The 25,000-nt window shown below is 37.9% G+C and carries 18 protein-coding genes and 2 tRNA genes; 11 read left to right on the top strand and 9 right to left on the bottom strand.

The genetic code is table 11. The features are described 5' to 3' along the window. Positions 1–128: 128 nt before the first annotated feature. The 10 genes from H4J56_RS02675 (at position 129) to H4J56_RS02720 (ending at position 14,194) form a co-directional block, all read left to right on the top strand. The gene (locus H4J56_RS02675) at positions 129–965 is read left to right on the top strand and encodes a DUF6689 family protein (RefSeq protein WP_182213421.1); all 837 of its coding nucleotides are present in this window, start codon (positions 129–131) and stop codon (positions 963–965) included. Between the two features lie 35 nt (positions 966–1,000). Then, on the top strand, positions 1,001–1,903 hold the full coding sequence (locus H4J56_RS02680; protein ID WP_182221099.1) for an FHA domain-containing protein: 903 nt from the start codon (positions 1,001–1,003) through the stop codon (positions 1,901–1,903). A gap of 26 nt (positions 1,904–1,929) precedes the next feature. After that, positions 1,930–5,283, top strand: a complete 3,354-nt coding sequence (locus H4J56_RS02685) for a serine/threonine-protein kinase (protein WP_182258814.1) — start codon at positions 1,930–1,932, stop codon at positions 5,281–5,283. Then, entirely contained in the window at positions 5,273–5,995 is a 723-nt protein-coding gene (locus H4J56_RS02690) for a sensor histidine kinase (RefSeq protein WP_182221097.1), read from the top strand. The genes H4J56_RS02685 and H4J56_RS02690 overlap by 11 nt, the downstream gene beginning before the upstream one ends. Next, entirely contained in the window at positions 5,992–6,630 is a 639-nt protein-coding gene (locus H4J56_RS02695; protein WP_182213428.1) for a response regulator transcription factor, read from the top strand. Before H4J56_RS02690 ends, H4J56_RS02695 begins: the two co-directional genes overlap by 4 nt. 101 nt (positions 6,631–6,731) lie before the next feature. Next, on the top strand, positions 6,732–9,206 hold the full coding sequence (locus H4J56_RS02700; protein WP_182258815.1) for a S8 family serine peptidase: 2,475 nt from the start codon (positions 6,732–6,734) through the stop codon (positions 9,204–9,206). A 178-nt stretch (positions 9,207–9,384) separates the two neighbouring features. Further along, a complete protein-coding gene (locus H4J56_RS02705; protein ID WP_182221095.1) occupies positions 9,385–9,978 on the top strand; it encodes a PEP-CTERM sorting domain-containing protein in 594 nt (197 codons plus the stop codon). Positions 9,979–10,439: 461 nt separating this feature from the next. Next, positions 10,440–12,557: a bifunctional diguanylate cyclase/phosphodiesterase gene (locus H4J56_RS02710; RefSeq protein ID WP_182258816.1), complete on the top strand. Its 2,118-nt coding sequence runs from the start codon at positions 10,440–10,442 to the stop codon at positions 12,555–12,557. 50 nt (positions 12,558–12,607) lie between these two features. Next, the gene (locus tag H4J56_RS02715; protein ID WP_070374689.1) at positions 12,608–12,892 is read left to right on the top strand and encodes a MazG nucleotide pyrophosphohydrolase domain-containing protein; all 285 of its coding nucleotides are present in this window, start codon (positions 12,608–12,610) and stop codon (positions 12,890–12,892) included. A gap of 480 nt (positions 12,893–13,372) precedes the next feature. Continuing rightward, positions 13,373–14,194 (top strand): RMD1 family protein, encoded by an 822-nt coding sequence (locus H4J56_RS02720; protein ID WP_259366312.1) that lies wholly within the window; start codon positions 13,373–13,375, stop codon positions 14,192–14,194. A 95-nt stretch (positions 14,195–14,289) separates the two neighbouring features. Here the strand turns inward: H4J56_RS02720 and speB are convergent, their stop codons facing one another. The 3 genes from speB to H4J56_RS02735 all read right to left on the bottom strand — a co-directional run bounded on the left by speB (position 14,290) and on the right by H4J56_RS02735 (position 18,960). After that, positions 14,290–15,216, bottom strand: a complete 927-nt coding sequence (speB, locus tag H4J56_RS02725; RefSeq protein ID WP_182221093.1) for an agmatinase — start codon at positions 15,214–15,216, stop codon at positions 14,290–14,292. Positions 15,217–15,228: 12 nt separating this feature from the next. After that, positions 15,229–17,139, bottom strand: coding sequence for a biosynthetic arginine decarboxylase (speA, locus tag H4J56_RS02730; RefSeq protein WP_182213454.1), 1,911 nt, complete (start codon positions 17,137–17,139; stop codon positions 15,229–15,231). Positions 17,140–17,433: 294 nt separating this feature from the next. Then, a complete protein-coding gene (locus H4J56_RS02735; RefSeq protein ID WP_182213456.1) occupies positions 17,434–18,960 on the bottom strand; it encodes a carbon-nitrogen hydrolase family protein in 1,527 nt (508 codons plus the stop codon). Between the two features lie 367 nt (positions 18,961–19,327). Between H4J56_RS02735 and H4J56_RS02740 the strand changes: the two genes are divergently transcribed. Then, complete coding sequence (locus H4J56_RS02740) at positions 19,328–20,302, top strand: transposase (protein ID WP_182250704.1); 975 nt, start codon at positions 19,328–19,330, stop codon at positions 20,300–20,302. 405 nt (positions 20,303–20,707) lie between these two features. On the opposite strand, the gene H4J56_RS02745 is transcribed toward H4J56_RS02740, so the two are convergent. The 6 genes from H4J56_RS02745 to H4J56_RS02770 form a co-directional block, all read right to left on the bottom strand. Beyond that, positions 20,708–21,049, bottom strand: a complete 342-nt coding sequence (locus H4J56_RS02745) for a YdbL family protein (RefSeq protein ID WP_182250703.1) — start codon at positions 21,047–21,049, stop codon at positions 20,708–20,710. A gap of 9 nt (positions 21,050–21,058) precedes the next feature. Continuing rightward, a complete protein-coding gene (locus H4J56_RS02750) occupies positions 21,059–21,241 on the bottom strand; it encodes a YnbE family lipoprotein (protein WP_182213460.1) in 183 nt (60 codons plus the stop codon). Positions 21,242–21,243: 2 nt separating this feature from the next. After that, entirely contained in the window at positions 21,244–23,877 is a 2,634-nt protein-coding gene (locus H4J56_RS19870) for a YdbH domain-containing protein (protein ID WP_182258817.1), read from the bottom strand. Between the two features lie 373 nt (positions 23,878–24,250). Continuing rightward, a tRNA-Thr gene (locus tag H4J56_RS02760) sits at positions 24,251–24,326 on the bottom strand. Between the two features lie 122 nt (positions 24,327–24,448). Then, positions 24,449–24,524: transfer RNA gene (locus H4J56_RS02765), tRNA-Phe, on the bottom strand. A gap of 188 nt (positions 24,525–24,712) precedes the next feature. Further along, positions 24,713–24,985, bottom strand: a complete 273-nt coding sequence (locus H4J56_RS02770) for an oxidative damage protection protein (protein ID WP_070374680.1) — start codon at positions 24,983–24,985, stop codon at positions 24,713–24,715. Between the last annotated feature and the right edge of the window lie 15 nt (positions 24,986–25,000).

Consider the following 25,000-nt stretch of genomic DNA (forward strand, 5'->3'; position numbering starts at 1 on the left):
GGCTTGGTTTTGTTATTAGTAAAAGCACCATAGAACTTGCTAATTGACGTAGATCAACGTAGGTTCTAGCTAGAACAGTGTAAAAATAATTTGATGACATTGTCAGGTTACTACCCAGAGGACAAAATATGTTGCATATAAAAAAGCTACTTACTTTAGTACTAACATCAACAGCTATGTTGGTCAGTACAATCTCATTCGCTTCTGAATCGGTGTCAGTCAACGTACAAGGTAATAAGGTCGAGGCTGTTATTCATTTACCGGGCAACATTTCTGCCGATATGACTCTACAATTTGAAAATGCGGTTGGTTTAACGAAAGAGAGTTTAGGACTAACGGCAGAAATTATTGACGTTACCTCATTAGATTTTATTGACCGTTTACCCGATGGTTTAAATATCACTCCCTCTGCAGCATTTCCAATGATGATCACCATTGAGCCTTTGGCGAACAGTGGCTTTTCATTTTCAGGCTTAGCTTCGGTTGATTTACACACGCATAATTTAGAATATACCGCAGGTACACCGCTGCGATTCTTTAAAGCGCCACTTAATGGTGAGTTTAAAGATATCACCATGACTATGGGGGCAGGTAGCTATAGAACACGTGGTTCAACAGGGCGTTTCTCACAATTTATTATTGTTGCCGACTTACGGGCTCCGTTAGTTGTTGTCAACCAAAAGTTTAACGATTTACAAACTGCACTCAATGATTTTTCACCCAAAATAAATGCAGCGGTTTATTCTATGTTACTGCAAGATGTAAATGAAATTAATCAACTTATTTTGTCGAACAATTACCATATGGCGAGTAGTAAGCTCAATGACTTTAATCGCCGTATTAATGATAATAAAGGCATAAATATTCCTGATGTTTGGCGTTCAAGTCGAGATATTCATAATGTTGCTGGCGAGCTTATGGCTTATGCCAACACCTTACGATTCAGCTTGCGATTAATCAAATAGTATCGACAAAATAGTGTTCAATTAAGGGTGATCTTATGCCAGCTAAAATTACGATTTGTTATCCGGACCAACCAGCGATAGAAAGTTTTCTTTATGAAGATAATGGTTACCGTTTAGGACGTTCTCACGAATGTGAGTTGTTGCTTGATCACCCAACCGTTTCTCGTCAGCATGCTAAAGTTGCCCATTTAAACGAAATTTGGCAACTTGATGATGAGCGCAGCCGTAATGGCACTAAAGTTAATGGTATAGCAATTACCCATTCCACTTTAAAAGATGACGCGATTATTTCTATTGGCGAACTCGATTGCCTTTTTGAAACTAAGTCGTCAAAACAAGTTGATGCAATAATTACCCACAATGCATGGCGCTTATCGAGTAGCCAAACACCTACTTCAATACCGTTGACCGAGCATTTAAAACAAAATCTCTCTGAACAATTGCAAAATATTATTATGTTAACGGGCACTCAACGCGGTATCGTCTTACTTGGCGATACGTTAGCTTCACTTAATGTCAGTATTGCCCATGGTATGCAGCGAAATGATTTTAAACTATCAGATTTTGAAGGCAGTGTTGGCGCGATAACACGTTGTTTTGAAAGCGGACAAAACGTAGTTGCCATGGATGTTTCATGCCATGAACTGTTAAGTGCTCGTAAAAGCATCGAACTGAAACAAATTGCTGCTTTAGCCTGCATTCCACTGTTTTATGAGCATAAAGTGGTGGGAATTGTTTATACCGACAGCAAAATGTCTGATAAAGTGCTAACCGAGTTGGATATAGAAATTTTAAGCAGTATGAGCCAACAACTCGAAGCAACCGTTCAGGCGATGTTGCTGCAACAATCTATTGATTCATTGCAACTAATTCTTAATGAGAACTCGATATGGACATCTAGCGATAAAGACTGTAGTTTGCTTAATTTGTGCCACTAATACTATATCATTAGTAAAAAGGCTGTATGAGCGATTTAAAATCACCCAAGTTAACACATAGCGATGATGATCAGCTAAATGCGACTCAAATAATACCCTTGTCTAAGACGCTTGCTGCTGGAGAGTGTCTTGTTGGTCGTTTTGAAATTGAAAGTCTGCAAGGACAAGGCCGTTATGGTTTTGTTTACCGCGCCTATGATAAGCAGCTCGATACCCTTATCGCCATCAAAGTCCTCAATAAATCGCTGAGTCAAGATAAGCAAACCATTGCTGATTTTAAAAAAGAATTATTATTGGTTCGTCAATTAAGTCACCCCAATATTATCCGCGTTCATGAATACTACCAAGATGAAGATGTTCACTTCTTAACCATGGATTGGATTTCGGGTAGCAGCCTAGAAGAAGCTATCGCATCGAAATCACTCACAACGGAACAAACTTTTCAAATTATTGAGCAATTATTAGATGGCTTAGCCTTTGCTGAAAAAGCGGGCGTTACTCATAAAGATATTAAGCCTGAAAATATCATGTTAGATGAGTCAGGTCGGCTCTTTATTGCCGATTTTGGCTTGTCTGCTTTTAATAAAGAAAGTAACGCTGACCGTGTTTCAGGGACACCTTATTATGCGCCACCTGAGTATTTACAAACCGGTAAAATAAACTTAACCACTGATTTGTATGCCGCAGGTGTAGTGATCTTTCAATTATGTTGTCACGGTTTACCATTTAGTGGCCATTCGATTGATGAAATTTTACAGACTAAGTTGTTAGATAAACCTAAATTTAAGGCTGTTAAAGAAGAGTTTAACTTTCTAAAGTCATGGTCATTGGCACTCATTTCTCCGCATCCCGCATCCCGACCCACTAATATTAGCCAAGCGCAGAATCAATATATTAGTTTATTAGCAGAAAAAGATAATAAACCTATCAGCAAAAAACGGTTAATAGTGACGGTTATGTCGATGATGGTATTTTTTACCATCGCAGTGGTTTTGTTTCTGAGTCGTCAAACACCCATTAAAGCCAATGCAGTCGATCATTACGCGGTGGCGATATTGCCTTTGCAGACACAAGAGGGCGAATTTGATCAAACTTTTGCTAACTATTTGAATTACCAATTAACCGATATTAAGAATTTACGGGTGATTGAACAATCGAGATTAAGCCAGCTATTAGCGCAACTGGGTATTACGCCTCCCATTGATGACGCTAATATGGAGTTGATCTCAGACTTACTGCAGATTGACGTGCTCATTAGCCCACAAACATTTATTGCCGGTTCTGAGGCTAAAGATATTCAGTTTCAGTTGGTTTCTGTCGATGGTTTTAACATTCAACGCGAAACCTTAATAAAAGCCCCTTATAACGAGAAAGATTGGCAAGAAGTGACTCGACATTTTGTCGATAAATTTAGGCAGCGTTTAGACATAGAAGTGAATGCCGAAAAAACCATTGAGATTGAAGAAAACCCTTTGGTTGATTTATTTCCTATTAAAACACTTATTTTAAAGGGTGACTTTGAGCAGGCGCAGCAAGCGTTAAGCCAAATATTAGCGAGAGAACCTGCTTCTGCGCAAGCTTGGCTGCAACAAGGTGAATTAAACCTGACGATAGGTTTATTCATGGAAGCCGAACAGGCTTATAGCCAAGCGATAGCATTTAGCGCCACTAATTCTTATACGGCGAAACTAGCGAGTGCACGCTTAAATGATTTAGCGGGTAAAATCGAACAAGCTCAAGCCGATTATTTAAGCTTAGTGAATGCCTTTCCTTACAACACTGAACTTAAGATGATGCTATCAGAGTTCTATTTTTTAATTGAACAACATAAAAAAATGGAAGTCTTATTACAAGAAGTGGTAAAAATTGATCCAAACCATCCTAGTGCATGGTTTATGTTAGGAAGAGTGGCATTTTTACAAGGTGATTTTGAAAAAGCGTTAAATGAATATTTTGTTAAGGCACTAGTCACCGCTAAAAAACTAAAAAACCGTGTTCAAGAAGGTGAGGCGCTAAATGCCTTTGGTGTTGTTTATGAACAGTTAGGAGAAACAGAGCTTGCCTTTGATTATTATCAACAATCGTTAAAAATTAGAAGACAACTAACTAACTTAGCCGATGCAGCGACCACTATGACTAACTTAGCCGCTATGCATTTAGCGGTTGGCGAATACCAGCAGACTGAACAATACCTAACAGAAAGTTTAGCTATCTATCAGAAGTTAGACGATCAAGAGGGTCTTTCGAATACTTATAATGAGTTAGGAAAATTGGCTGAAGAGCAAGCTTCGTATCAAACGGCCTTGGAAAATTATCGCCATGCGTTAAATATTCGAGTTGAACTCAATAACTTAATGCTCCAAGCAGAGAGTATGAATAATATTGGCTTCACTTATTTTATGCTGCTTGACCCAGAACATGCCTTGGTTTATTGGCGTCAATCAGAGCAGTTATATCAGCAAGTACAGTTTCCTATTGGCATTATCCATGTACGACAAAACTTAGGGCAGATGGAACTCGCTAAGGGAAACTGGCGCAATGCCTATCACCTTTTTAACAACACTTTAACCGATGCTGAAAAACTCAATATTACCGAAGAGTCGATCGTTTCGCGTAGTTACCTAACAAAACTCGCTTTTTTACAAGGTAATTTTTATGCGAGCATTGAAGAGTTAACGTTAACTTATCAAGCGGCGGTTAAAGCTAATGACGTACGAGCTATGGCTGAATTTGGTCTATGGTTAGCCGATTGGTCATTGCAGCTTGGCGACCAAGAGCAAGCTGCTAAGCACTTAGCCAATATAAACGATATAGTTTCGCGTCATGGCAATAAAGAACATATGAGTAAATTTCAGTTCTTAAAAAGTCAGACGGTAGGGAATTTATCTACAGCTGTTATGGAAAATAAAAATAATAGGGTTTTAGATCATGCCCATCAATCTATTTATATTCGCCAATTAATTTATCAGGCAAAACAGTCTTTACATCAAGGTAACAAAGATATCAGTGCTTATTTGACACCACTGGCTAACGTTGATTTTAGCTTGCAACAATATCAGTATATTGAATATTTAGAGCTTTTAGCCGTACAGCAATATTTTTCAGGAGCTTGGCTTGATTTAAAAGCCACACTAAGGTCAGCCGATATTTTATTAAGAAAAATGGGCGATTATTGGCGCAGCTTTCAATTTGATCGTCTGCGTGCCCAATTGGCGATTGTCAATCAACAAGACCCAACAAAATATTATAAAAAAGTGACTAAAAAGCTGATGCATCTTAAGGCTAATTTACCTCCAGAATTTTCTGGTAAATTCATAGAAACTCAAGATTATTTTGAATTAAATGATTCATTAATGGAGTTATCACGCCATGACCAATAATGCCAATATTGCTAAAATGGTTGACCAACTTAATGAAAAGCAAAAACAAATATCACAACAGCTTTATTCGGGTAATGAGCAAATGCGTGGTTTGGCAAAACGCGTTTGGCGAGTACAAGAAGATGAACGCAAGCATATCGCTCGAGAATTACATGACGGAGTAGGACAACTGCTTACGGCTTTGATAAATCAGCTGCAGCAAGTTAAAAAAGGAGACGCGAGTATAGCGCTTGATGAGAGTATAGATCTTGCACGTCAAGCCTTATCAGACACTCGCGTGATTTCTCGCTTAATGCGCCCAAGAATTTTAGATGATCTTGGGCTTATTCCAGCCCTTGATTGGTTAGTGCGTATTATGGCGGAACCCGAAAAAGCGACAATTGAATTTCATCATCAAGTTGACAGTATTTTAGATAGTGATACTCAAACCCTAGCGTTTCGAGTAATACAAGAAGCGCTGACCAACGCGATTAAGCATGCACAAGCACAAAATATTATTCTCAATTTAATTGCAACTGATAATCTTTTAATGATTAAAATAAAAGATGACGGTATTGGAATGAAAGCTGATCAAGAATCTAGTCCTGAGGGCTTTGGCTTAGGCGCAATGCGCGATAGAATAAGTGCCTTCGGTGGTCAATTAACAATAAATTCGCAGCCAGGACAAGGCTGTGAAATAAAAATATTGGTAACGGGGAGGAATGGCCGATGATCCGTGTTCTTATTGCAGATGATCATACTATCTTACGTCATGGACTGGTCAGTTTATTAAGTAAAGATAATGATATTCAAGTGGTTGCTGAAGCAGCAGATGGACTTGAAGCTGTGAGTAAAGCGCTGGAATTAAAACCCACCGTTATCGTTATCGATATTAGCATGCCAGGATTGAACGGTATGGAAGCGGTTAAACGCTTAAATGGCCAACTGCCAGACACAAAAGTGTTAGTGCTAACTATGCATGAAGAACAAGAGTATGTCATTCATATGGTTAGAGCGGGTGCTTCTGGTTACTTATTAAAAGACAGTGCGAGTGACGAACTCATCGATGCGGTAAAAGCATTAGCTGCGGGGAAAACCTATTACAGCCAATACGCGGCAAGTGTGTTGGCATCACAATACAATAAGCCGGCAGAAAATTGGCAAGATCCCTACAAAAACCTGACTAATCGTGAACGTGAAGTCTTTCATTTAATCATTGAAGGTAAAACTACCAAAGAAATTGCTCGTTCATTAGATATAAGTGTTAAAACAGCAGAAAACCATCGCGGTAAAGTGCTAGATAAATTGAGCGTTGCCAACGCTGCTGAATTGGTCCGTTATGCGGCCAAAAACAACCTACTGCTATAAACAAGGTATATTAACCTCTTCCTTGTAGGGGTTTTACCTGATTATTTTAAACCTTAATGTTTGGCATGCTCGATGTATCAAAACATATAAGGTTTATTCCAATGCTAAAAACACAATTAAAAAATAAAATATTAATCGCTGGCCTTATCGGTGCAGGCTTAACTTTTATGTCGCTAAATATTGCTGCTAAATCTATCGGACCTGAACTGAAAGGTTTGATGGCGACTGCTGAAGTACATGAGGTTTTTAACGTCATCGTTACTTTCGAAGGTAAAGGAGCTATTAATGCACAACAGCTAAACGTTATTGAATCAACGGGTGTTATTGGTGGCGTAAGCTTTAAGCAGTTTCCTATTGTCGGTATAACGGCAACAAAGGCGCAAATAGAAGCTATTTATAAATCAAATAAAGTACGCTCTGTTTACTACAACGCGCCATTATCATTAGAAAATGATAGAGCAACACAAATTACCGGTGTTGACCGCTTACGTGATGACAGCTCTTTACGTAGTAACGGTATGCCATATTCTGGACGTGGTATCGGGGTTGTGGTTAATGACTCGGGTGTCGATGGCACGCACAGCGACATTAAGTTTCCTAACCACGTTGTTCAAAACGTATTGGCACAAACTAACCTACATTCGTTATCAGATATTTTACCCATAACTTACCAAGAAGATATCGCGAACAGTGATATTGCTGGTGGTCATGGTTCTCATGTTGCGGGTATTATTGGCGGCAACGGTGCGATGTCGAGTGGTAAATATCAAGGTGTTGCTCCTGGCGCAAAAATTGTTGGTTATGGCTCAGGTGCTGGTTTATTTATTTTAGACACTATCGGTGGTTTTGATTACGCTAAGACGCATCAATATGCTTATAATATTCGCGTTATTTCAAACTCCTTTGGTAGTACAAGTGATACAGGTACTGACTTTAACCCTGATCATCCAACCAATGTTGTCACTAAAACATTATCAGATGCGGGTATTATTGTCGTTTTCTCTGCGGGTAACTCAGGAAGCGGCGAAGCGACAATCACCGGTAACTTCAAAAAAGCACCTTGGGTCATTACCGTAGCAGCGGGTGATAAAGACGGTAAATTAGCTGACTTTAGTTCACGTGGTGTTAAAGGTAAGAGTGGCGAAGTTACGGTTGATGGCGAGCTTTTTCAGTGGGAAGACCGTCCTACTGTAACTGCGCCGGGTGTTGATATTATTTCAACCCGCGCTTCATTATCTAGCTTAAGTGCCTTGAGCATTGCCGATGATAGCGACGTGATGGACGCAAATCACGTACCTTATTATACTTCTATGAGTGGTACATCAATGTCAGCGCCACATGTTGCTGGTATCGTTGCCTTAATGTTAGAAGCTAACCCTGACTTAACGTGGCGTGAAGTGAAGTCAATACTACAAAAAACAGCAACCAATATGCCTGGCCGAGAAACATGGGAAGCTGGCGCCGGTTATGTCAATGCCTACGCGGCAGTACAATCAATTGTCGATGAAGATTTATCTTTTGGCAAAACAACTAAAATCAACCGTGATTTTAATGCTAAAGCGTTAACCTCAGTACAGTCAGAAGATGATATGTCTGTGCCGTTTAGTCCTGTTGGTGATAATGAAGGTGTTGTTTTGACCGTCAATGCCGAAGCTTCTATGGTGATGGTTCGAGCAAATGTTGATGATAATACGGTAGCCCTTACCTTGACTAGTCCTTCGGGCAAACGTTACGGGTCAAGTATTGCTTTACCTGTTTTAGGTCAAAACATTGCAGTGACAGCACCAGCGGAAGCGGGTAAATGGATACTTAAAGCAGGCGGTATTGGTAGTCTTTCTGGTGTTGCGCTTGACCCTGCTGGATTAACCAATGGTTATGCGGTACCTGGTGATATTGACGTAACGGTTAAGATTATAAAAACTGATGGTTATCTTGGTCTTGATGATTTGACTAACCACCCTGCTAAAGCGTTTATTGAATTCGCAGTTAGTGAAGAATTAGTCGATGCAAATGCGTTAGGTTTCGAACCAGATAATTACCTTACCCGTGAAGACCTAGCTGATTTTTTAAGCTTAGGTGCCGGTATTCGTCAATCAAATTTGGCAGCAACAAGCACATTTGCTGATGTCACAGAAAATACTACTTACACTGCTGCTATTAACGCGGCTGGTGAAAAGGGTGCCGCTTTACGAAATGGTGCACAAGATCAACATGCAGTAATGTTGACTAATGGTGATAATTTTAATCCACAAGGCTTAGTTAATCGCAATGAGTTAGCTTATTCTTTTGTACAGTCATTGGCTTTACAATCGACTGCAGAAAGCTTTACTGGTGATATTACTGCTATTTATGGCGAGCAACGTATAGCGATAGCAGACCAAACTGATATTCCACAAGCAATGAAAGGTTACGTACAATTAGCCTTAGACTTAGGAATATTAGGCGCAAGCTTTGACGTTCAACAGGGTGCTTATGATTTAGTCCCTACTATAACGGCGACCTTTAACGGTAAAACACCAGTTAGCCGCGCTGATTACGCAGTAGCCGCGACACGTTTTTTTAATAACTACCTATAGACTGAGTATCAAGGCAAATAAAGCCTATCGGGTAGCATCAGATAGGCTTTAATTACCCACTATTATTACAATATATACCAGTATCAGATTAGCTTTTTATTAGCGCAAAACATTGATGAATTATCTTTTTTAGCATTACTCATTAATATTATTTTTTGAGAATAAATAGGAATATCAAATGAAAACTAAATTTATAACAGCCAGTGTCACAAGTTTTATCTTCGCGTGTAGTTGTTTAGTTAATGTCGCATCGGCATCACTAATTACTATCGATTTTGAAAGCTTCCCTGAAAGTGATTTTAGTCAAGGTAGCGAAAACGGTTTTAATATTAGTGCTAATGGGCCAGATACTAAGATTGTAGACCCAGGGTTTAATAGCGGTAATACCGCTTTTTCTGATGGTGGCTCAACATTACTACCATCAAATTGGTTTTTCTCAACTAACGGCTTATTTACTTTTGAAAAGCTTGATATTGGTTCATTCTATAATCAGGGGGACTATGTCATTGTGACGGGGTGGCTAGGTAACGTACTTCAAGCAGAGGACAACTATAAAACGACTACCTCACAATGGAATGGTCAGTTATCAACTAAAGAAGCGATTAATTTGAAGGGTATTATGGTCGATAAAATTAGCATCTCGATGTTAAGTACCAGTAATCTTTATGGTGTTATGGATAATGTCGTAATGAATAAAGTACCAGAGCCGACCAGTTTAGCTATTTTTGCCTTAGGTATAATGGGATTAGCAGTACGACGCCTTAAGCAATAAGCGTAATGATTGTTTAGGTTGTTAACGTTTTATAAAAAACACTGATGGTAATCATCAGTGTTTTTTTATGATGTGAATTTGGGTATTAAGCCTTTAAGCTTGTTAATAGCCGAACAAGGTTATAAGTAAAGCTAATAAAATAGCTCGAATTATTCTCTGTTTTATTAAAATAATTATATTTTAATAAAACAATTCTTACTTTTCTAAGGGATCGCCCGCTGGCCAGTCAATAAACTGGCGAGTATCTGCGCACTTGACATCCCTTTAGCCTAACCTTATATTTAAAACACTTTGCCTTGAAACAATCAAGGTTGCCTAAAGAGTCTCAAGTGCAATATTTGGGCAGGCGAAGTCTCCAATATCGATTTAAAATAAACGTATAGTAAAGTGTATTACTTGCAACTTCCGGTAGTGTTATTGAATACCTTTTGCTTGAATTGCTCAACAAGGAACTATGTTAAATGGTGTCTGAACAGGATCAAAATACTACTGCGTTAGATCAATTCGAAGTAAATTCACATGATATAGAGATGTATCTCGATGTGGTTTTTAATAATCACGACGATCCTATATTCGTAAAGGATAATGAATGTCGATTGTTACTCGTTAATGATGCTTTTTGCCAGGTTTTTAACTTAACTAGAAACGAAATCATCGGAAAAACACTCGCTGAAACAGTACCTCCAAGCGAGCGTGATCATTTTTTAGCAATTGATAGGTTAGTACTGGATAAAGGGGAAGCGATTTTAAGTGAAGAAACCCTGACGATTAATGGCTCAGAAACTAGAGTTATATTAACTAGAAAGAATCGCTTCATAGATGGTAAAGGTGACTATTTTATCGTCGGTGTCATTAATGATATTACCAAACGAAAACTAGCCGAAGAAGAATTAAAACTCGCTGCCAGTGTTTTTACTCATGCCGGTGAAGGCATCATGATAACCGACGCCAAAGGGATCATTATTAATGTCAATAATACCTTTGTCACTTCAACTGGTTATAGCGCTGTTGAGGCGATTGGACAGAAGCCGAATTTTTTACAATCAGGAATACACCCTGCCGAGTTTTATAGCGAGATTTTGCAAGTGCTGCAGAGTAAAGGGGCGTGGTCTGGTGAAATATGGAACAGTCGTAAAAACGGTGAAATTCATGCTGAAATGCTTAATATTAGTTCAGTTAAAGATGTTGATGGTCAAATAAGTAACTATGTTGGCTTATTTACTGACATCACTCCAATGAAAGAACATCAAACTCAGTTAGAGCATATTGCCCATTATGACGTACTGACTAACTTACCGAATCGGGTGCTACTGGCTGACCGATTATCTCAATCTATGTTGCAGTGTAGCCGCAATATGCAAACACTCGCCGTGGTCTTTTTAGATTTAGATGGCTTTAAACTTGTTAATGATGAGCATGGTCATGATGTGGGTGATGAACTGCTGGTTGAAATTTCCATACGAATGAAAACGGCACTTCGCGAAGGTGATACTTTAGCCCGTATCGGTGGTGATGAATTTGTTGCGGTATTAACTAATTTAACAAAGGTTGAAGACTGTGAGCCGATATTAGATCGCTTGTTATTAGCCGCATCTGAGCCAGTGACCGTTAGTAACATCGTGTTAAATGTATCAACCAGTATCGGTGTAACACTTTATCCACAAGACAGCGTTGATGCTGACCAACTTATGCGCCATGCTGACCAAGCCATGTATGTGGCTAAAGAATCAGGTAAAAATCGTTATCACTTATTTGATACTGCGCAAGATGATGCGGTTAAAACACAACAGGAAAGCCTTGAGGCCATTCGCAGTGCACTCGATAACCAGCAATTTGTGCTTTATTATCAGCCCAAGGTTAATATGAAAACAGGGAAAGTGATTGGTGTTGAAGCCCTTATCCGCTGGCAACACCCTTGCAGAGGGTTATTAAATCCCATCGACTTTTTGCCTATTATTGAAAATAATCCGATGAGTATCGAAATGGGCGAATGGGTTATTGATACCGCACTAACACAAATAAGCCAATGGCAAAAATTGGGTCTCGACCTTCCAGTTAGCATTAGCGTAAATATTGCCGCGGTTCAATTACAACAGCCTGACTTTACTCAGCGATTAACAACTTTACTAGCAGCGCACCCTAATGTTAAACCTTGTTATTTAGAACTCGAGGTACTGGAAACCAGTGCCTTAGATGATGTTCATCATGTCTCAACAACCATGCTGGAGTGTATCGCATTAGGCGTAAGCTTTGCCTTAGATGATTTTGGCACGGGGTATTCCTCCTTAACTTACTTGAGACGGTTACCCGCAAACTTAATTAAGATAGATCAAAGCTTTGTTCGAGATATGCTGATCGATACCGATGATTTTGCCATTGTTGAAGGTGTTATCGCCTTGGCTAAATCATTCAAACGTGAAGTTATTGCTGAAGGTGTTGAAACGATTGAACATGGTAAGGCGCTGTTGCAACTAGGCTGTAATTTGGCACAAGGTTATGGCATAGCCAAACCTATGCCAGCGCATGATGTGCCAGCATGGGTCAACAATTGGCGACCAGATGCGAGTTGGCAACTGTAAGTACTAAATATGTACGATAAAAGACAAATTTAAAAAAATAAGTGAAAAAAATGAAGATTAACGAAATAGCAGAGAAGAACTATCTTTGGGTAGAAAAAATGGGTTGGCATAATAAAACAACGCTAGAAGCATTAGCCCTTGTTGCATCAGAAGTCGGTGAGGCTATTAATGAATGTCGGCACGAAAAACCTAGTGATGCCTTTGGCGAAGAGCTTGCCGATATTATCCTAAGAGTGCTAGATATTTCCCATTGGCAAGGAATTGATATTGAAAACGAAATTTTAAAAAAAATGAGCAAAAATGAAATCAGAGGCACTAGAGGAAGGCTTAAATAAATTAAAGACTAATACTTTTTCTAGTTACTTTCGCTGCAAGTAAACGCTGACATTTAATTTATTATAACGTGCAGTAGCAACCAAGTTGTTGCTGTTAATTTAACCTACAAAGAACATCCTCTTTTTACAAATTAAAAAATCACTACATCTTTTAACCATTCTTGCAAAACTCCCAGCAGATATTCATTTCGCTTGTGTCTTCCGCTTAGTTTAAGTCCTATTTTATTTTTAAAGCTAAAAATATTAACTCAAATAGAGCAAGTTTATCGCCATTATATGCGCCGGTAAACAACTAAACGATATCAATTTTTTTATCAGACTGATTAAAAAATTGATATTGAGTATTTCTATTAATGGCGCAGAATCTAGCAAATTTAGTTAGTGTTCATCAATAAAACTTTTTTGTTGATCACTAGTGACTAAATTTTTTAATGTATTTTAAATCGAATAAAAATCAGACAACCACTTATAAGAGCAATCATGAGTAACTTAATGGCAGGTAATGAAGTCATTTTTAGCGACGATAAATTATCAGTTTATAATTTTGGCGATAATTTTTTATCAGAAAAATCGAATATAGATAAACGCTTTTTTGAAGGCGGTACTCGTTATAGAGACGCTGTACAAATAATCGTGGCAACGGGAGAGTATTGGATATTTGACTATGGTGTAGTGGTTTTTTGGGCGGTAGCCGCAGGTGAACGTCAAGTATTAATCAACCGACTTAAGAGTGATAACACCCCTTACATTGAAAATATTGAAGAACATTTACGCTTTACTTTTTCTAATGAACTGATCATTAAAAAAGATACCATAGTACTACCTGATAACGATCCGTTGACACGTCTGGCGATAAGCCATGCGTTAGCGCAATCTAACAAGTTGATGGAATTTGAACTTCAAGCGCAAAATAAAATAATGGATTATTCTCATATTCCTGAAGAATTGGCTAAATTAGGTAAAATATCAATTAGCCAAAAAGAAATCGCTAAAATTAGAGGTACGCTACTGAGTACTAAAAGCGATATTATTTTACATTATGGATTACTTGATACCCCAGATTTTATTTGGGAATACCCTGAATATGAAGCGACTTACGAACGTATGGCGCGTTATATGGATATTCATCAACGCGTGGAATTATTATCTAAAAAGCTCTCGACCATTCATGAACTATTTGAAATGTTAGCGGCTGAACAAAAGCATCAACATTCATCATTTTTAGAATGGATTATTATCGTGTTAATTGGTATTGAGATTGTTTTGTTTCTTGTTCAAGAGTTGAAAAGTTTGGCGAGTTAACTCGCCAATTTTTATTGTTAATATTTACTTTTTTAATGTGGGTTTTAAGTTAGTCAGCAGGTAAGTTATTGAGTGAAAATAACTGACCTGCTTTGTTATACAAGCTTATGCTTAGCGGTCCAAATATGTGCCAACTCTAACGCTATTGTTGCAGCGGCTAATGCAGTAACTTCACTGTGATCATAAGAAGGAGCGACTTCCACTACGTCCATGCCAATCAGATTAATACCCACTAAACCTCTCAATATCTTCAACACTTTATCTGTGGTTAAACCACCACATACTGGCGTACCTGTACCAGGAGCAAAGGCGGGATCTAAACAATCAATATCAAAGGTTAAGTAAGTTGGTGTATCGCCAACTCTAGCTTTAATTAATGCGGTGATCTCACTGACACTCATATCATTAGCTTGCATGGCATTAATGACAGAAAAACCATGGTCTTGCTCTTTGTAATTGGTGCGAATACCGACCTGAATAGATTTATCTTTATCTATGAGATTTTCTTTAGGCGCATGATAAAACATAGTGCCATGGTCATAACAGCTACCATTGCAATAAGTATCAGTATGCGCATCGAAATGTATCAGTGCCATAGTGCCAAATTTTTTCGCATAAGCACGCAGTATCGGCAACGTAACAAAATGATCGCCGCCTAGCGATAAAATGGTTTTGTCTGCATCAAGTAACTGACCTACAGCCGTTTCAACTTGCGTACAAAAATGTGCAGAGTCTCCAGGAGAAAAAACCAAGTCGCCAGCATCAATAATTTTACAGTGTTTTAATAAGCTAAAAGGCCAAGGAAATCGCTTACCTTCCCAAGCCAAATTAATTGAAGCTTGCCTAATCGCAGTGGGGCCCATTCGAGCGCCTGAGCGCCCGGTGGTAGCCATGTCATAGGGTAAGCCTAAAACAACAATATCAGCAGCCGACTCAATGGGATTTTGCACTAAAGGCTGACGTAAGAACGTCATTGCATTTGAGTAAATTGACTCATCAACTTGATTGAAAATATTTTTCATTGTGCTTAATCTCTACAAATCTTCAAGGTAGGTGTAGCCTTGTAAGCCATCAACTAACTCTTTAAAAATTTCTTCACCTTCGCTTTTTGATAATCTAGCATCGATAAGCTCGGCATAGGTTTTTTTAAATAATTCGGCATCTAAATGTACATAATTCAGCATATCTTCTACCGTATCGCCTTCATTAATTTCAGTGATTTCTGCTTCACCGTCGTCATTGATGAATACTACCGCACTGTGAGTATCACCGAATAAATTATGCATATCACCCAAAATTTCTTGATAAGCACCCACTAAGAAAAAGCCAAGTAAATAAGGCTCATCTTCTGTCCATGCTGGCACCGGTAATGTGCTTTCAATACCCTGTCCGTCAACATAATGGTCAATAGTGCCATCGGAATCACAAGTGATATCTAATAATACCGCTCGTTTTTCATGTGATTTTTCTAAGTTACTTAAAGGTAAAACAGGAAAAACCTGATCAATTCCCCATGCATCGGGTAATGATTGAAATAAAGAAAAATTAACAAAAAATTTATCAGCAAGTTTCTCTGTTAAATCATCCATTATTGGGCGATGAAAACGATTTTTACCATCCATTAATTGATTTAATTCATAACAAACACGTAAATTAATTTGTTCAGCCCAAGCGCGTTGGGTTAAATTTAATAATCCCATCGAAAACTGGTTGTGTACTTCAGCTAAATCACTTTGGGTGTCATGATAAATTTCAATTAAGGCGCGATCATCATTACGATCATTTAGTTGCGCTAACGAACGCCACATATTACTTAATAAAATAGATTCATCAGGCGTAGGCGCTATGATATTTTCAGGTTCGTAAGACTCAGTGCCAATAACATTAGAAATAAGTACCGCATGATGTGCGGTTAATGCTCTGCCTGATTCCGAAATAATCATTGGCATAGGTTGATGATAACTTTTACAAATATCACCAATAGTATGGACGATGTTATTAGCGTACTCAGCAACACTGTAGTTCATTGAGTTATGGGATTGGCTTCGTGTACCATCATAGTCAATGGCCAAACCGCCACCAACATCCATGCATAAAATACCTGCGCCTAGGTTGCGCAGCTCGCAATAAAAACGCGCCGCCTCACTAACACCTAATCTTACATCTCTTATATTGGCTATTTGTGAGCCTAAGTGAAAATGGACAAGTTTTAAGGCGTCAAGCATGTTTTCTGCTTTAAGGACTTTTACAACGTTAAGTACTTGCGAAGCTGACAAACCAAACTTTGACTTTTCACCACCACTGGCTTGCCATTTCCCTTTGCCTTGAGAGGCTAAACGAACACGGATCCCTAAGCGAGGTTCAACATTGAGTTTCTTTGCTTCGGTTAAAATCATTTCTAATTCAGACATTTTTTCTAAAACGATATGAACTTTATGACCTAACTTTTCGCCAATTAACGCTAAACGCACATATTCTCGGTCTTTATAGCCGTTACAAACAATAACCGATGAAACTTTTTGAGCCATAGCTAAAACAGCTAATAATTCTGCTTTACTGCCTGCTTCGAGGCCAAGTTGAGTGGACTCTTTATTATTTTGGCTCGCCAAAATTTCATCAACAACTTCACGCTGTTGATTGACTTTAATAGGATAAACTAATAAATATTTTTCCTGGTAATCATAGTCTTCTATCGCCTTATTAAAAGCTTCACATAGACTGTGAATGCGATGATGAATTATTTGCGGGAAACGCACTAATGCAGGCAGTGTTAAGCCTTTATCTTCAATCATTTTAGCGATATTGATTAAATCTACTGTGTGATCCTGACGCTCAAATTTTGGCGCGACATATACATTTCCAGCATCATTAATACCGAAATAGCCCTGACTCCAGTGACGTACGTTATAGTGTGCGCGAGCGTGAGCAAGATTATCTTTGTTCATTGATTTTCCTTTACTTATTCTACTTAATAATAGAATGGCAATTCTTCATGGGTAATTAGGGCGAATTAGAATTTAACAGCCGCTTAATGTCCAACAAAAAAAATAATGATAGGTAACAATTATTATTGATGAGTGCTGGTGATAATTCAACTTGAGACCTGAATTAGTGCACTAATTGATAGGGGGAATTTAATTTGCGGGGCTAGTGCACTGATTTTGATATTCAATATTAGTGCGTTGACCCCGCAGATTATTAGCAGGTAAATATATTTAATTACTTATAAAAATGACCAACTAATCTTTTTTATGTTGGGTAATACTGTATAAATCATGGCGTCTATCACGCATGGTATGTACAGCGCCATGACTATGTAACTGTTTCAATAAATCTAGATTTACGTCTACAATAACAGTCATTTCTGAGTTAGGTGTTGCCTCTGCTTTGATGCCCGTTGTTGGAAAAGCAAAATCAGACGGCGTAAATACCGCAGATTGGGCATATTGAATATCCATATTATTTACTTTTGGCAAATTACCTACCGCACCAGCTATAGCAACATAACATTCATTTTCAATCGCTCTTGCCATTGCACAGTGACGCACACGTGTGTAGCCATTCTGGGTGTCTGTTAAGAACGGCACAAACAAGATATTCATCCCTTGGTCGGCAAGTATTCTAGAGTACTCTGGAAATTCAACATCATAACAAATCATGATACCAATTTTGCCACAGTCAGTATCAAACACCTTGAGGTTTTTACCACCCACCATAGACCAACTACGCACTTCTGCTGGCGTTAAATGAATTTTATCATAACGTTCCCATGAACCATCACGACGACACAAAAAGCCTGAGTTATAAAGATTGCCATCAACAAAAAACGGCATGCTACCGGTAATAATATTAATATTGTAACTTATCGCAAACTCGATAAATTTATCACGAATTTGTTCGGTATATTCCGATAGTCTGCGAATACTCTCTGTTAAACGTAAATGGTTAAATTCTGCCATCAAAGGTGCATTGAACAATTCAGGAAACAGCACAAAATCACTTTTATAATCGGATACGGCATCGACATAAAATTCCATTTGTTCAAATAAATCATCAATACTTTTCATTGAACGCATTTGCCATTGCACTAAACCTAAACGAACCTCTGAGCGCGGCGCATTGATAAGTTTTACCGATTTAGTATAAAAGATATTTGGCCATTCAAGTAACGTGGCATACTCCATTGATTCCCTATCGCCCGATAAGTAACCGGTTAGTAACTTGCGGACATAAAAATCATTGGCGAGTTGAAAGCTTAATACCGGATCATATAATTCTTTGATTTTTACTTTTTCAATATACTGTTTAGCGCTCATTTTATCTGAATGTTGCGCATAGTTTGGCATACGACCACCGGCTACAATAGCGCGTAAATTCAAGTTTTCACAAAGTTCTTTACGAGCATCATACAAGCGTCTAGCCAATCGTAAACCGCGATAATCAGGGTGGATAAAGACCTCTATTCCATATAAAGAGTCGCCTTTAGGATCATGATTATCAAAGGTCATATTGCTAGTGATTTCAGAATAAGTATGTTCATCACCAAAATCAGCATATTCAATTATTAATGAGAAGGCACAACCGACAACAATGCCATCAACAACTACACAGATTTGCCCATCTGGAAATTTAGTTAATAAGGCTTTAACCGTGGGTTCATTCCACGTTGCTAATTCTTTATTAAGGTAAACTGATTCACTCGCCTTGCGAAGCTCTGTCATATCTTGCAACGTTAAATGACGGACGGTAACGCTATTTGCTTCCATTTAAATTCCTAATTAATTTTGGTATTAATCATACTTTTCTCTCATCGTAGAGTGCAAAAAGACGATTATTGTGATTTGTATACCAAAAAATCAACTTATACAAGCATATTAAAAAAAATCAGAACAAAGATACAAACCAAAATACCTAAGCAGACACTCACTTAAAAAGATCTAAGCGGACACTCACTTAAAAAAGACCTAAGCTAAAATACTTAAGCAGACACTCACTTAAAATTGAGACCTAAGTTAATAGATCTAAGCAAGATCTAAGCAGACACTCACTTAAGATTGAAATCCACTTAAAATTGAACAATAACAGTCTTTGCACTAAGCTAAAATAAGGTAGCTATGTTATTTAGGATGAATGATGGCAACGCCAAGGAAGCAACAAATTAGTTTAGAAGACACCCCTTATTATCATTGTGTAGCTCGTTGTGTTCGACGGGCTTTCTTATGTGGTGAAGATAAATATTCAGGCCAAAGCTATGAACACCGTCGAGGCTGGATAGAAGACAAACTTCATTTTCTTACGCAAGTATTCGCTATCGATGTCTGTGCTTATGCTGTAATGAGTAACCATTATCATGTAGTAGTATTTATTGATGAAGCAAAAGCTAAGCAATGGAGCATGATAGAAGTTCTTGAACGTTGGCATACTTTATACAAAGGCACTTTACTGACCAAGCAATATTGTCAGGGTGAAGTCTTAGCAAAGCCATTACTTGATATAGTTAAGTCAACCGCTGAGGTTTATCGAAAACGTCTGATGAAAATTAGTTGGTTTATGGGTTATATTAATGAGGGTATTGCTAGGGCCGCTAATCAAGAAGATAACTGCACAGGTAGATTTTGGGAAGGTAGATTTAAATCACAAGCGCTATTAGACGAAGCTGCCCTTGCATCTTGTATGGCATATGTTGACTTAAATCCTATTCGAGCTAATGCCGCAGAAACACCAGAAAATTCAGAACATACCAGTGTCAAACTTCGATGTGAACAGGCAGCAAAAAGCAAACAGCCCAGCACGCTATTACCCTTTATTGGCAATCCAACAAAGGGTATGCCAAAAGGTTTACCTTTTGAACTCAAAGATTATCTTAAATTAATTGAGTTAACAGGTCGATGCATTAGAGAAGGTACATGTGGTTTCATAGAAAAAAGCCAACCTGCAATACTCAATCGATTAAATATATCCGCTGAAAATTGGTTGGTAATCACCACTGAATTTAATACCCAGTTCCATGGTGCCATTGGTCATGAAGTTGCACTGAGTGACTACTGTGAGCATCAACAGTTAAAGCGACGACAAAACTTGAGTCATTGCAACCAACTATTTTCTTAAATAGTTAATCCATAAAATATTTTCAGATTGCTAATCAGGTTTTTCCTGTGGACGAAAATTGTCGAAATATCGATGATTTAAGGAAGATACAGTTGAAAAACTGTTTTAGTACACTTTCATATGACTAAAAATCGATATGACTGACGACAGAAGATCAGTTATTAAAATATCTATGTTTTTTTGAATTAAAGTGAGTGTCTATGTTGTTTTTTTTACTTTTTATATCGGAACGAAACCTTAACATTGTTGTTAAGGTTTCGTTGCTTTCTATAGAAGGCTATTCTTAAATGCCATCAGTAGCAGCATTTTTTTGATAGCTACCGCCCCAAAAACCTATAAAATAAAAACTTAGAGCTGTTCGCTATCTGCTCTCGTGCTACTTGCTTTAGGTGCAGTTATCACTCTTTATTTTTTAACCCATTGCCCCGCGCTATTTTGGATAAAGTGGCCTGGTTGTGTTTTATCATAAGCTTTTTTACCTGCTAAAGCGGTGACTTGTTGCATGGTGATTTTATTGGTGCGCGCTAAATTCATATAAATATTTTTGCGCTTTTCGTTAACACTGGTGACTAGGCTCTTCGCGTCTGGGCTATCAATAATAAGACCTAAGTAACCATTAGACATTTCACCAACTAAACCTTGTTGTTTTGCATCGTCGAGTGAAATAGCCCAAGCGGAAAAGGCTATAGTAGAGAGCAATAGAGCGCAGCTTATTTTTTTTATGAATTTCTTTGTTAAATTTTTCATGGCGTTCCCCTAAAATATGTCGCTTTCAGCACTAAATATGTCGTCTAGTTGTTTATCTACCTTCACCTTTATTTCATGATCAATTTTCAAATTTAAATTAATGGTGATCGGTTCTTTTGCACTAACTTCTATCTTATGTGTACAAGCACTGATAATGAAAACAGTGAATAGCACGATTAGTATTTTACTCATACTTACTCCTTCTTTTTTTGTAAACCTTTGATAAGGCTTTCTTCAAAACGTTGTGTTATTGATAATGATTCAAGTAAGCCAAGCAAGTCGTAACTCAAATTCAAATTTAAATTAACATCGTTATCAATATCTGGATTTCGACCTTTTATTACCGTATTTAACTGCATGTAACCGTCGTCTGCCATAGTAACTGCGGAGGAAAGCTGATGATAATGCAAGTTTTGCAGTGCATCAAACGCCAGTTTTAGTTGACTGTTGTTTGCTTTAAGCTCTTCTACGGCTGGGTTATCAATGACCTGTATCAGTCCGTTGCTAATATTGTGCAGTTCACCTTTTTCAATAATATATTTATCACCATCAAAAGTAACGGGAAGTTGACCTGATATATTACCCGTTACAACAATACCTTGTTTTTCATCTAATGCTAATACTTGCTCTAAGTCTATACTATTAAGCTGAACATTAACTGAATGCCCATGTTCGACCGGCCATTGTATATTTGGAATAAAGAAGCTGCCCCCTAAAACATTCGCCTTAAGTTTGTTGGCTGAAAGCTGAAAGCTTTTATCGAATGTCCAGTTGGTGTTAATTGATAGCTTTGAAATAGGAGTCACAGTTTCAATTAATTCAACGGTTAGGTTTTCTTTAGCATTGGGCTGAGTCGTTATTTTTCCAGCAAGTAAGGAAAAATGTTGTTGCCAATTGAGCTCTTGCAACCAAATGCCATTGATTTCACCACTGAGTGAGGTAATTGCCACCGAAACGTTAAAGGGGGTGTTTTCAATATTGTTTAAAGCATTTATTTGACCAAAAATATTGTAATCTAATAGGCCATCAATCAATTCAACTTCAGTCGGCAATTGGATATTTAACGATAATAAGTCAGTGAGTTGTAATTTTTTGGCGGCGATAACTAGATTAGGTGACTTGACTGGGCCAGTCAAAACAATGTTGCCTAGCTTCACTCCGTCAGCACTGGCTTGAGCATTAAGCTGAATATCGTCAAAGTTGCCGTTGAGTTCACTAAAAATATTAAACGAAGTTATCTTTAGTTTTTTAGGAATATTCAGCTGTGAAACGTGATTATCGACTTTTAGTTTAATGTTTAGATTGTTGTCCTCTAACAGCGCTACGCTACCCGTTAATTTTGTTGTTAATTTTTTTAGGCTTAACAGTGCTTGAGGTTTTTGTGCAGTTGACGTTTTTGTGGTGATTTTATTGTGCGTTTGATTATTATTTTTGTCCTCAGTCATCTGTTTAAGCACCACGATATTATTTAAGGTGATTGAAGAGTCTGCTGTTAAATTAATCGTTGTTGTTTGCTCGGTTTTATTTAGTGAGCCAATTAAGTGTAAAGCAACAGGCGCAGGAGTGTATTTTGCTATGTTAACCAGCTTCAGCTGACTATCAATAACAAAACGCTCTACTGCTAATGCATAAGGTATTTGTGGGGTAGGTAAGTCAAAAGTAATATTATCAAATTTTACTTGGTGAGGTCGTGCACCGCTAAAGGCGCTTATTTCAAGATGACTAAGGTAGCCCTTACTATCGTTCAGTGTTAATCGTGCATCGCCTTGCGGTTTTATGGTTACGTGCGTTAATGGATTCTCTTCAAGTATTGACATCATTGTTGGCGATAGCCCGGCTTGGGTTAACTTCGCTAACAACTGTGGCTGACTATATTCCACTGATATTTCATTTTTTCCAACAAAGGTTAATGCGACTGTTATCTTGTCTTTAGCGGAAATTTCATTAGTCGTTTCTTTGGCGATTAAATCAAATTGACTATCGAAGTTCAGCGCACCTAATAGTTTAAACGGGCCGCTATTGCCTATGCCGTTTTCAGAAATTATCGAGATATTGCTTATTTGATTTTTCAAGCTAATAGAGCTCGCTTGATATTTCATCTGTGTGTTGAAATCACCTGAGATTTCGCTAGCCGTTAAGTTGTCTGTTAATGCTGCGGTAATAGGTAATCGATGGGCGCTTAAAAAGCTTTTTAGTAAACTTAATTTACTTGAGATCGCAATGGAAAAACCTTCTTTCTCTTGGGTTAGCTTAGCCTCAATAAACACTAGGCTTTCGGATGTTGTTAGTGTAAAAGACAAGTTATTAGCTAGTGTCGATAAATTAGCAATATATTTTGTCTCAGTTTTATTGCTAAGCGTAAACGGTGAATAGGAAAGTTTAGTGACATTTATTTTTGCCGGTAAATTAAACTGCTTAATTTGTTGTGCATAAGTTTGTAAGCTTGTTGAAAGCAATTGGCTTAAGTTTTGATTTTCTTGCTCTTTGTTTAAGAGAGCATCATCTTTTTTGGAGAATAAATGATCTGTACCTTTAATCTCTGCCAACCTTATATCAATATCAGTTATATTAAGGCTAGGGGATAGTTGCCATTGTATTATCATACCGACAATTTGAATGTTAGCCTTTGGGGTCTGTAAGCATGCCTTGTTGACCCTAATGGCCATATTACTGGTAAGGCTTACATTTAGGCAAGTCAACGCTATTTTGTCTGAATTGAATTGTGTTTTTACAAGGTAATTGATAACTGAAACTCTAGCACTGTAAGTGATAGTGAAAATAATCAGTAAGGTGATAACAGCAATTAAGATAAATTTAAGAAATCGCACTTAGGCTCCCTTGCCATAGCTACTTTTTAACTCAAGTAGAAAATATGTTAATTGCTATTAATCGCTGATGACCGTGAGTCGACCGTCTATTTATGGTCACAACTGTTAACAGGGTAGCCTAATTTTACACAATCGAACATAGCTAGTGATTGATGAATTACAGGAAAAAATAAGATTACAGGTACTTTTTACCATATCAGTAGGTGGTTTTGCTTTTCTTGAGAAGGAATGGAAGAAAGGTTGCTGACTGCCGGAGTTGAACTGCTGCATGTTAAGAGTGACTGAGTTTATCAGTAGGTGGTTTTACTTTTCTTAAGACGAAAAAAAACCTTAACATTGCTGTTAAGGTTTCGTTCCTTCCTTTCGGAATGGATGGTGCCGACTGCCGGAGTCGAACTGGCGACCTACTGATTACAAGTCAGTTGCTCTACCAACTGAGCTAAGTCGGCACACAAAGATGTGTGCGATAAATTTATTCTATTGAACTATTTATCTTGGCACCGAACAAATGTTTCTACACTATTTCTATATTAAAAAAGTAAGCAACAAATATTCAAATAGGTTGAATAGATGGTGCCTCGACCCGGAATCGAACCAGGGACACGAGGATTTTCAATCCTCTGCTCTACCGACTGAGCTATCGAGGCAGTGTCTAATCTGCTGTCTTTTCGGCTTTGCCTTGAAGACGGGGCGTATTAAACTGTTTTTCGATTTGTTCGTCAACCCTTTTTTTTAAATAAATGTTTGTTTGCTTGTTTTTTCTGCTTATTGGCGGAATAGTCAGCGTAAAATCACCATTTAATCAAAATTATCAATAAAAAAAGTTGTTGAACCCTTACTTTTTCGGTGGAACGTAACCTTCAATTTCAGGTTCTTTTCCTTCAAAAAGATAAGCAACCATAGCCGTTTCTAAAAAAGCACGGTCATTTGGCTCCATCATGTTCATTTTTTTCTCATTAATAAGCATGGTTTGTTTTTGTTGCCAGTTTTTAAATGCTTCTTGACTGATATTATCAAAAATACGTTTACCGACTTCTCCAGGATAAAGTTGAAATCCTAGTCCTTCAGCGTCTTTTTTTAAATTTTGGCAAAATATAATACGGCTCATAAGTTAATTCTCTTG

It is taken from the genome of Colwellia sp. BRX8-4, assembly GCF_014077345.1.
Lineage (GTDB): Bacteria > Pseudomonadota > Gammaproteobacteria > Enterobacterales > Alteromonadaceae > Colwellia_A.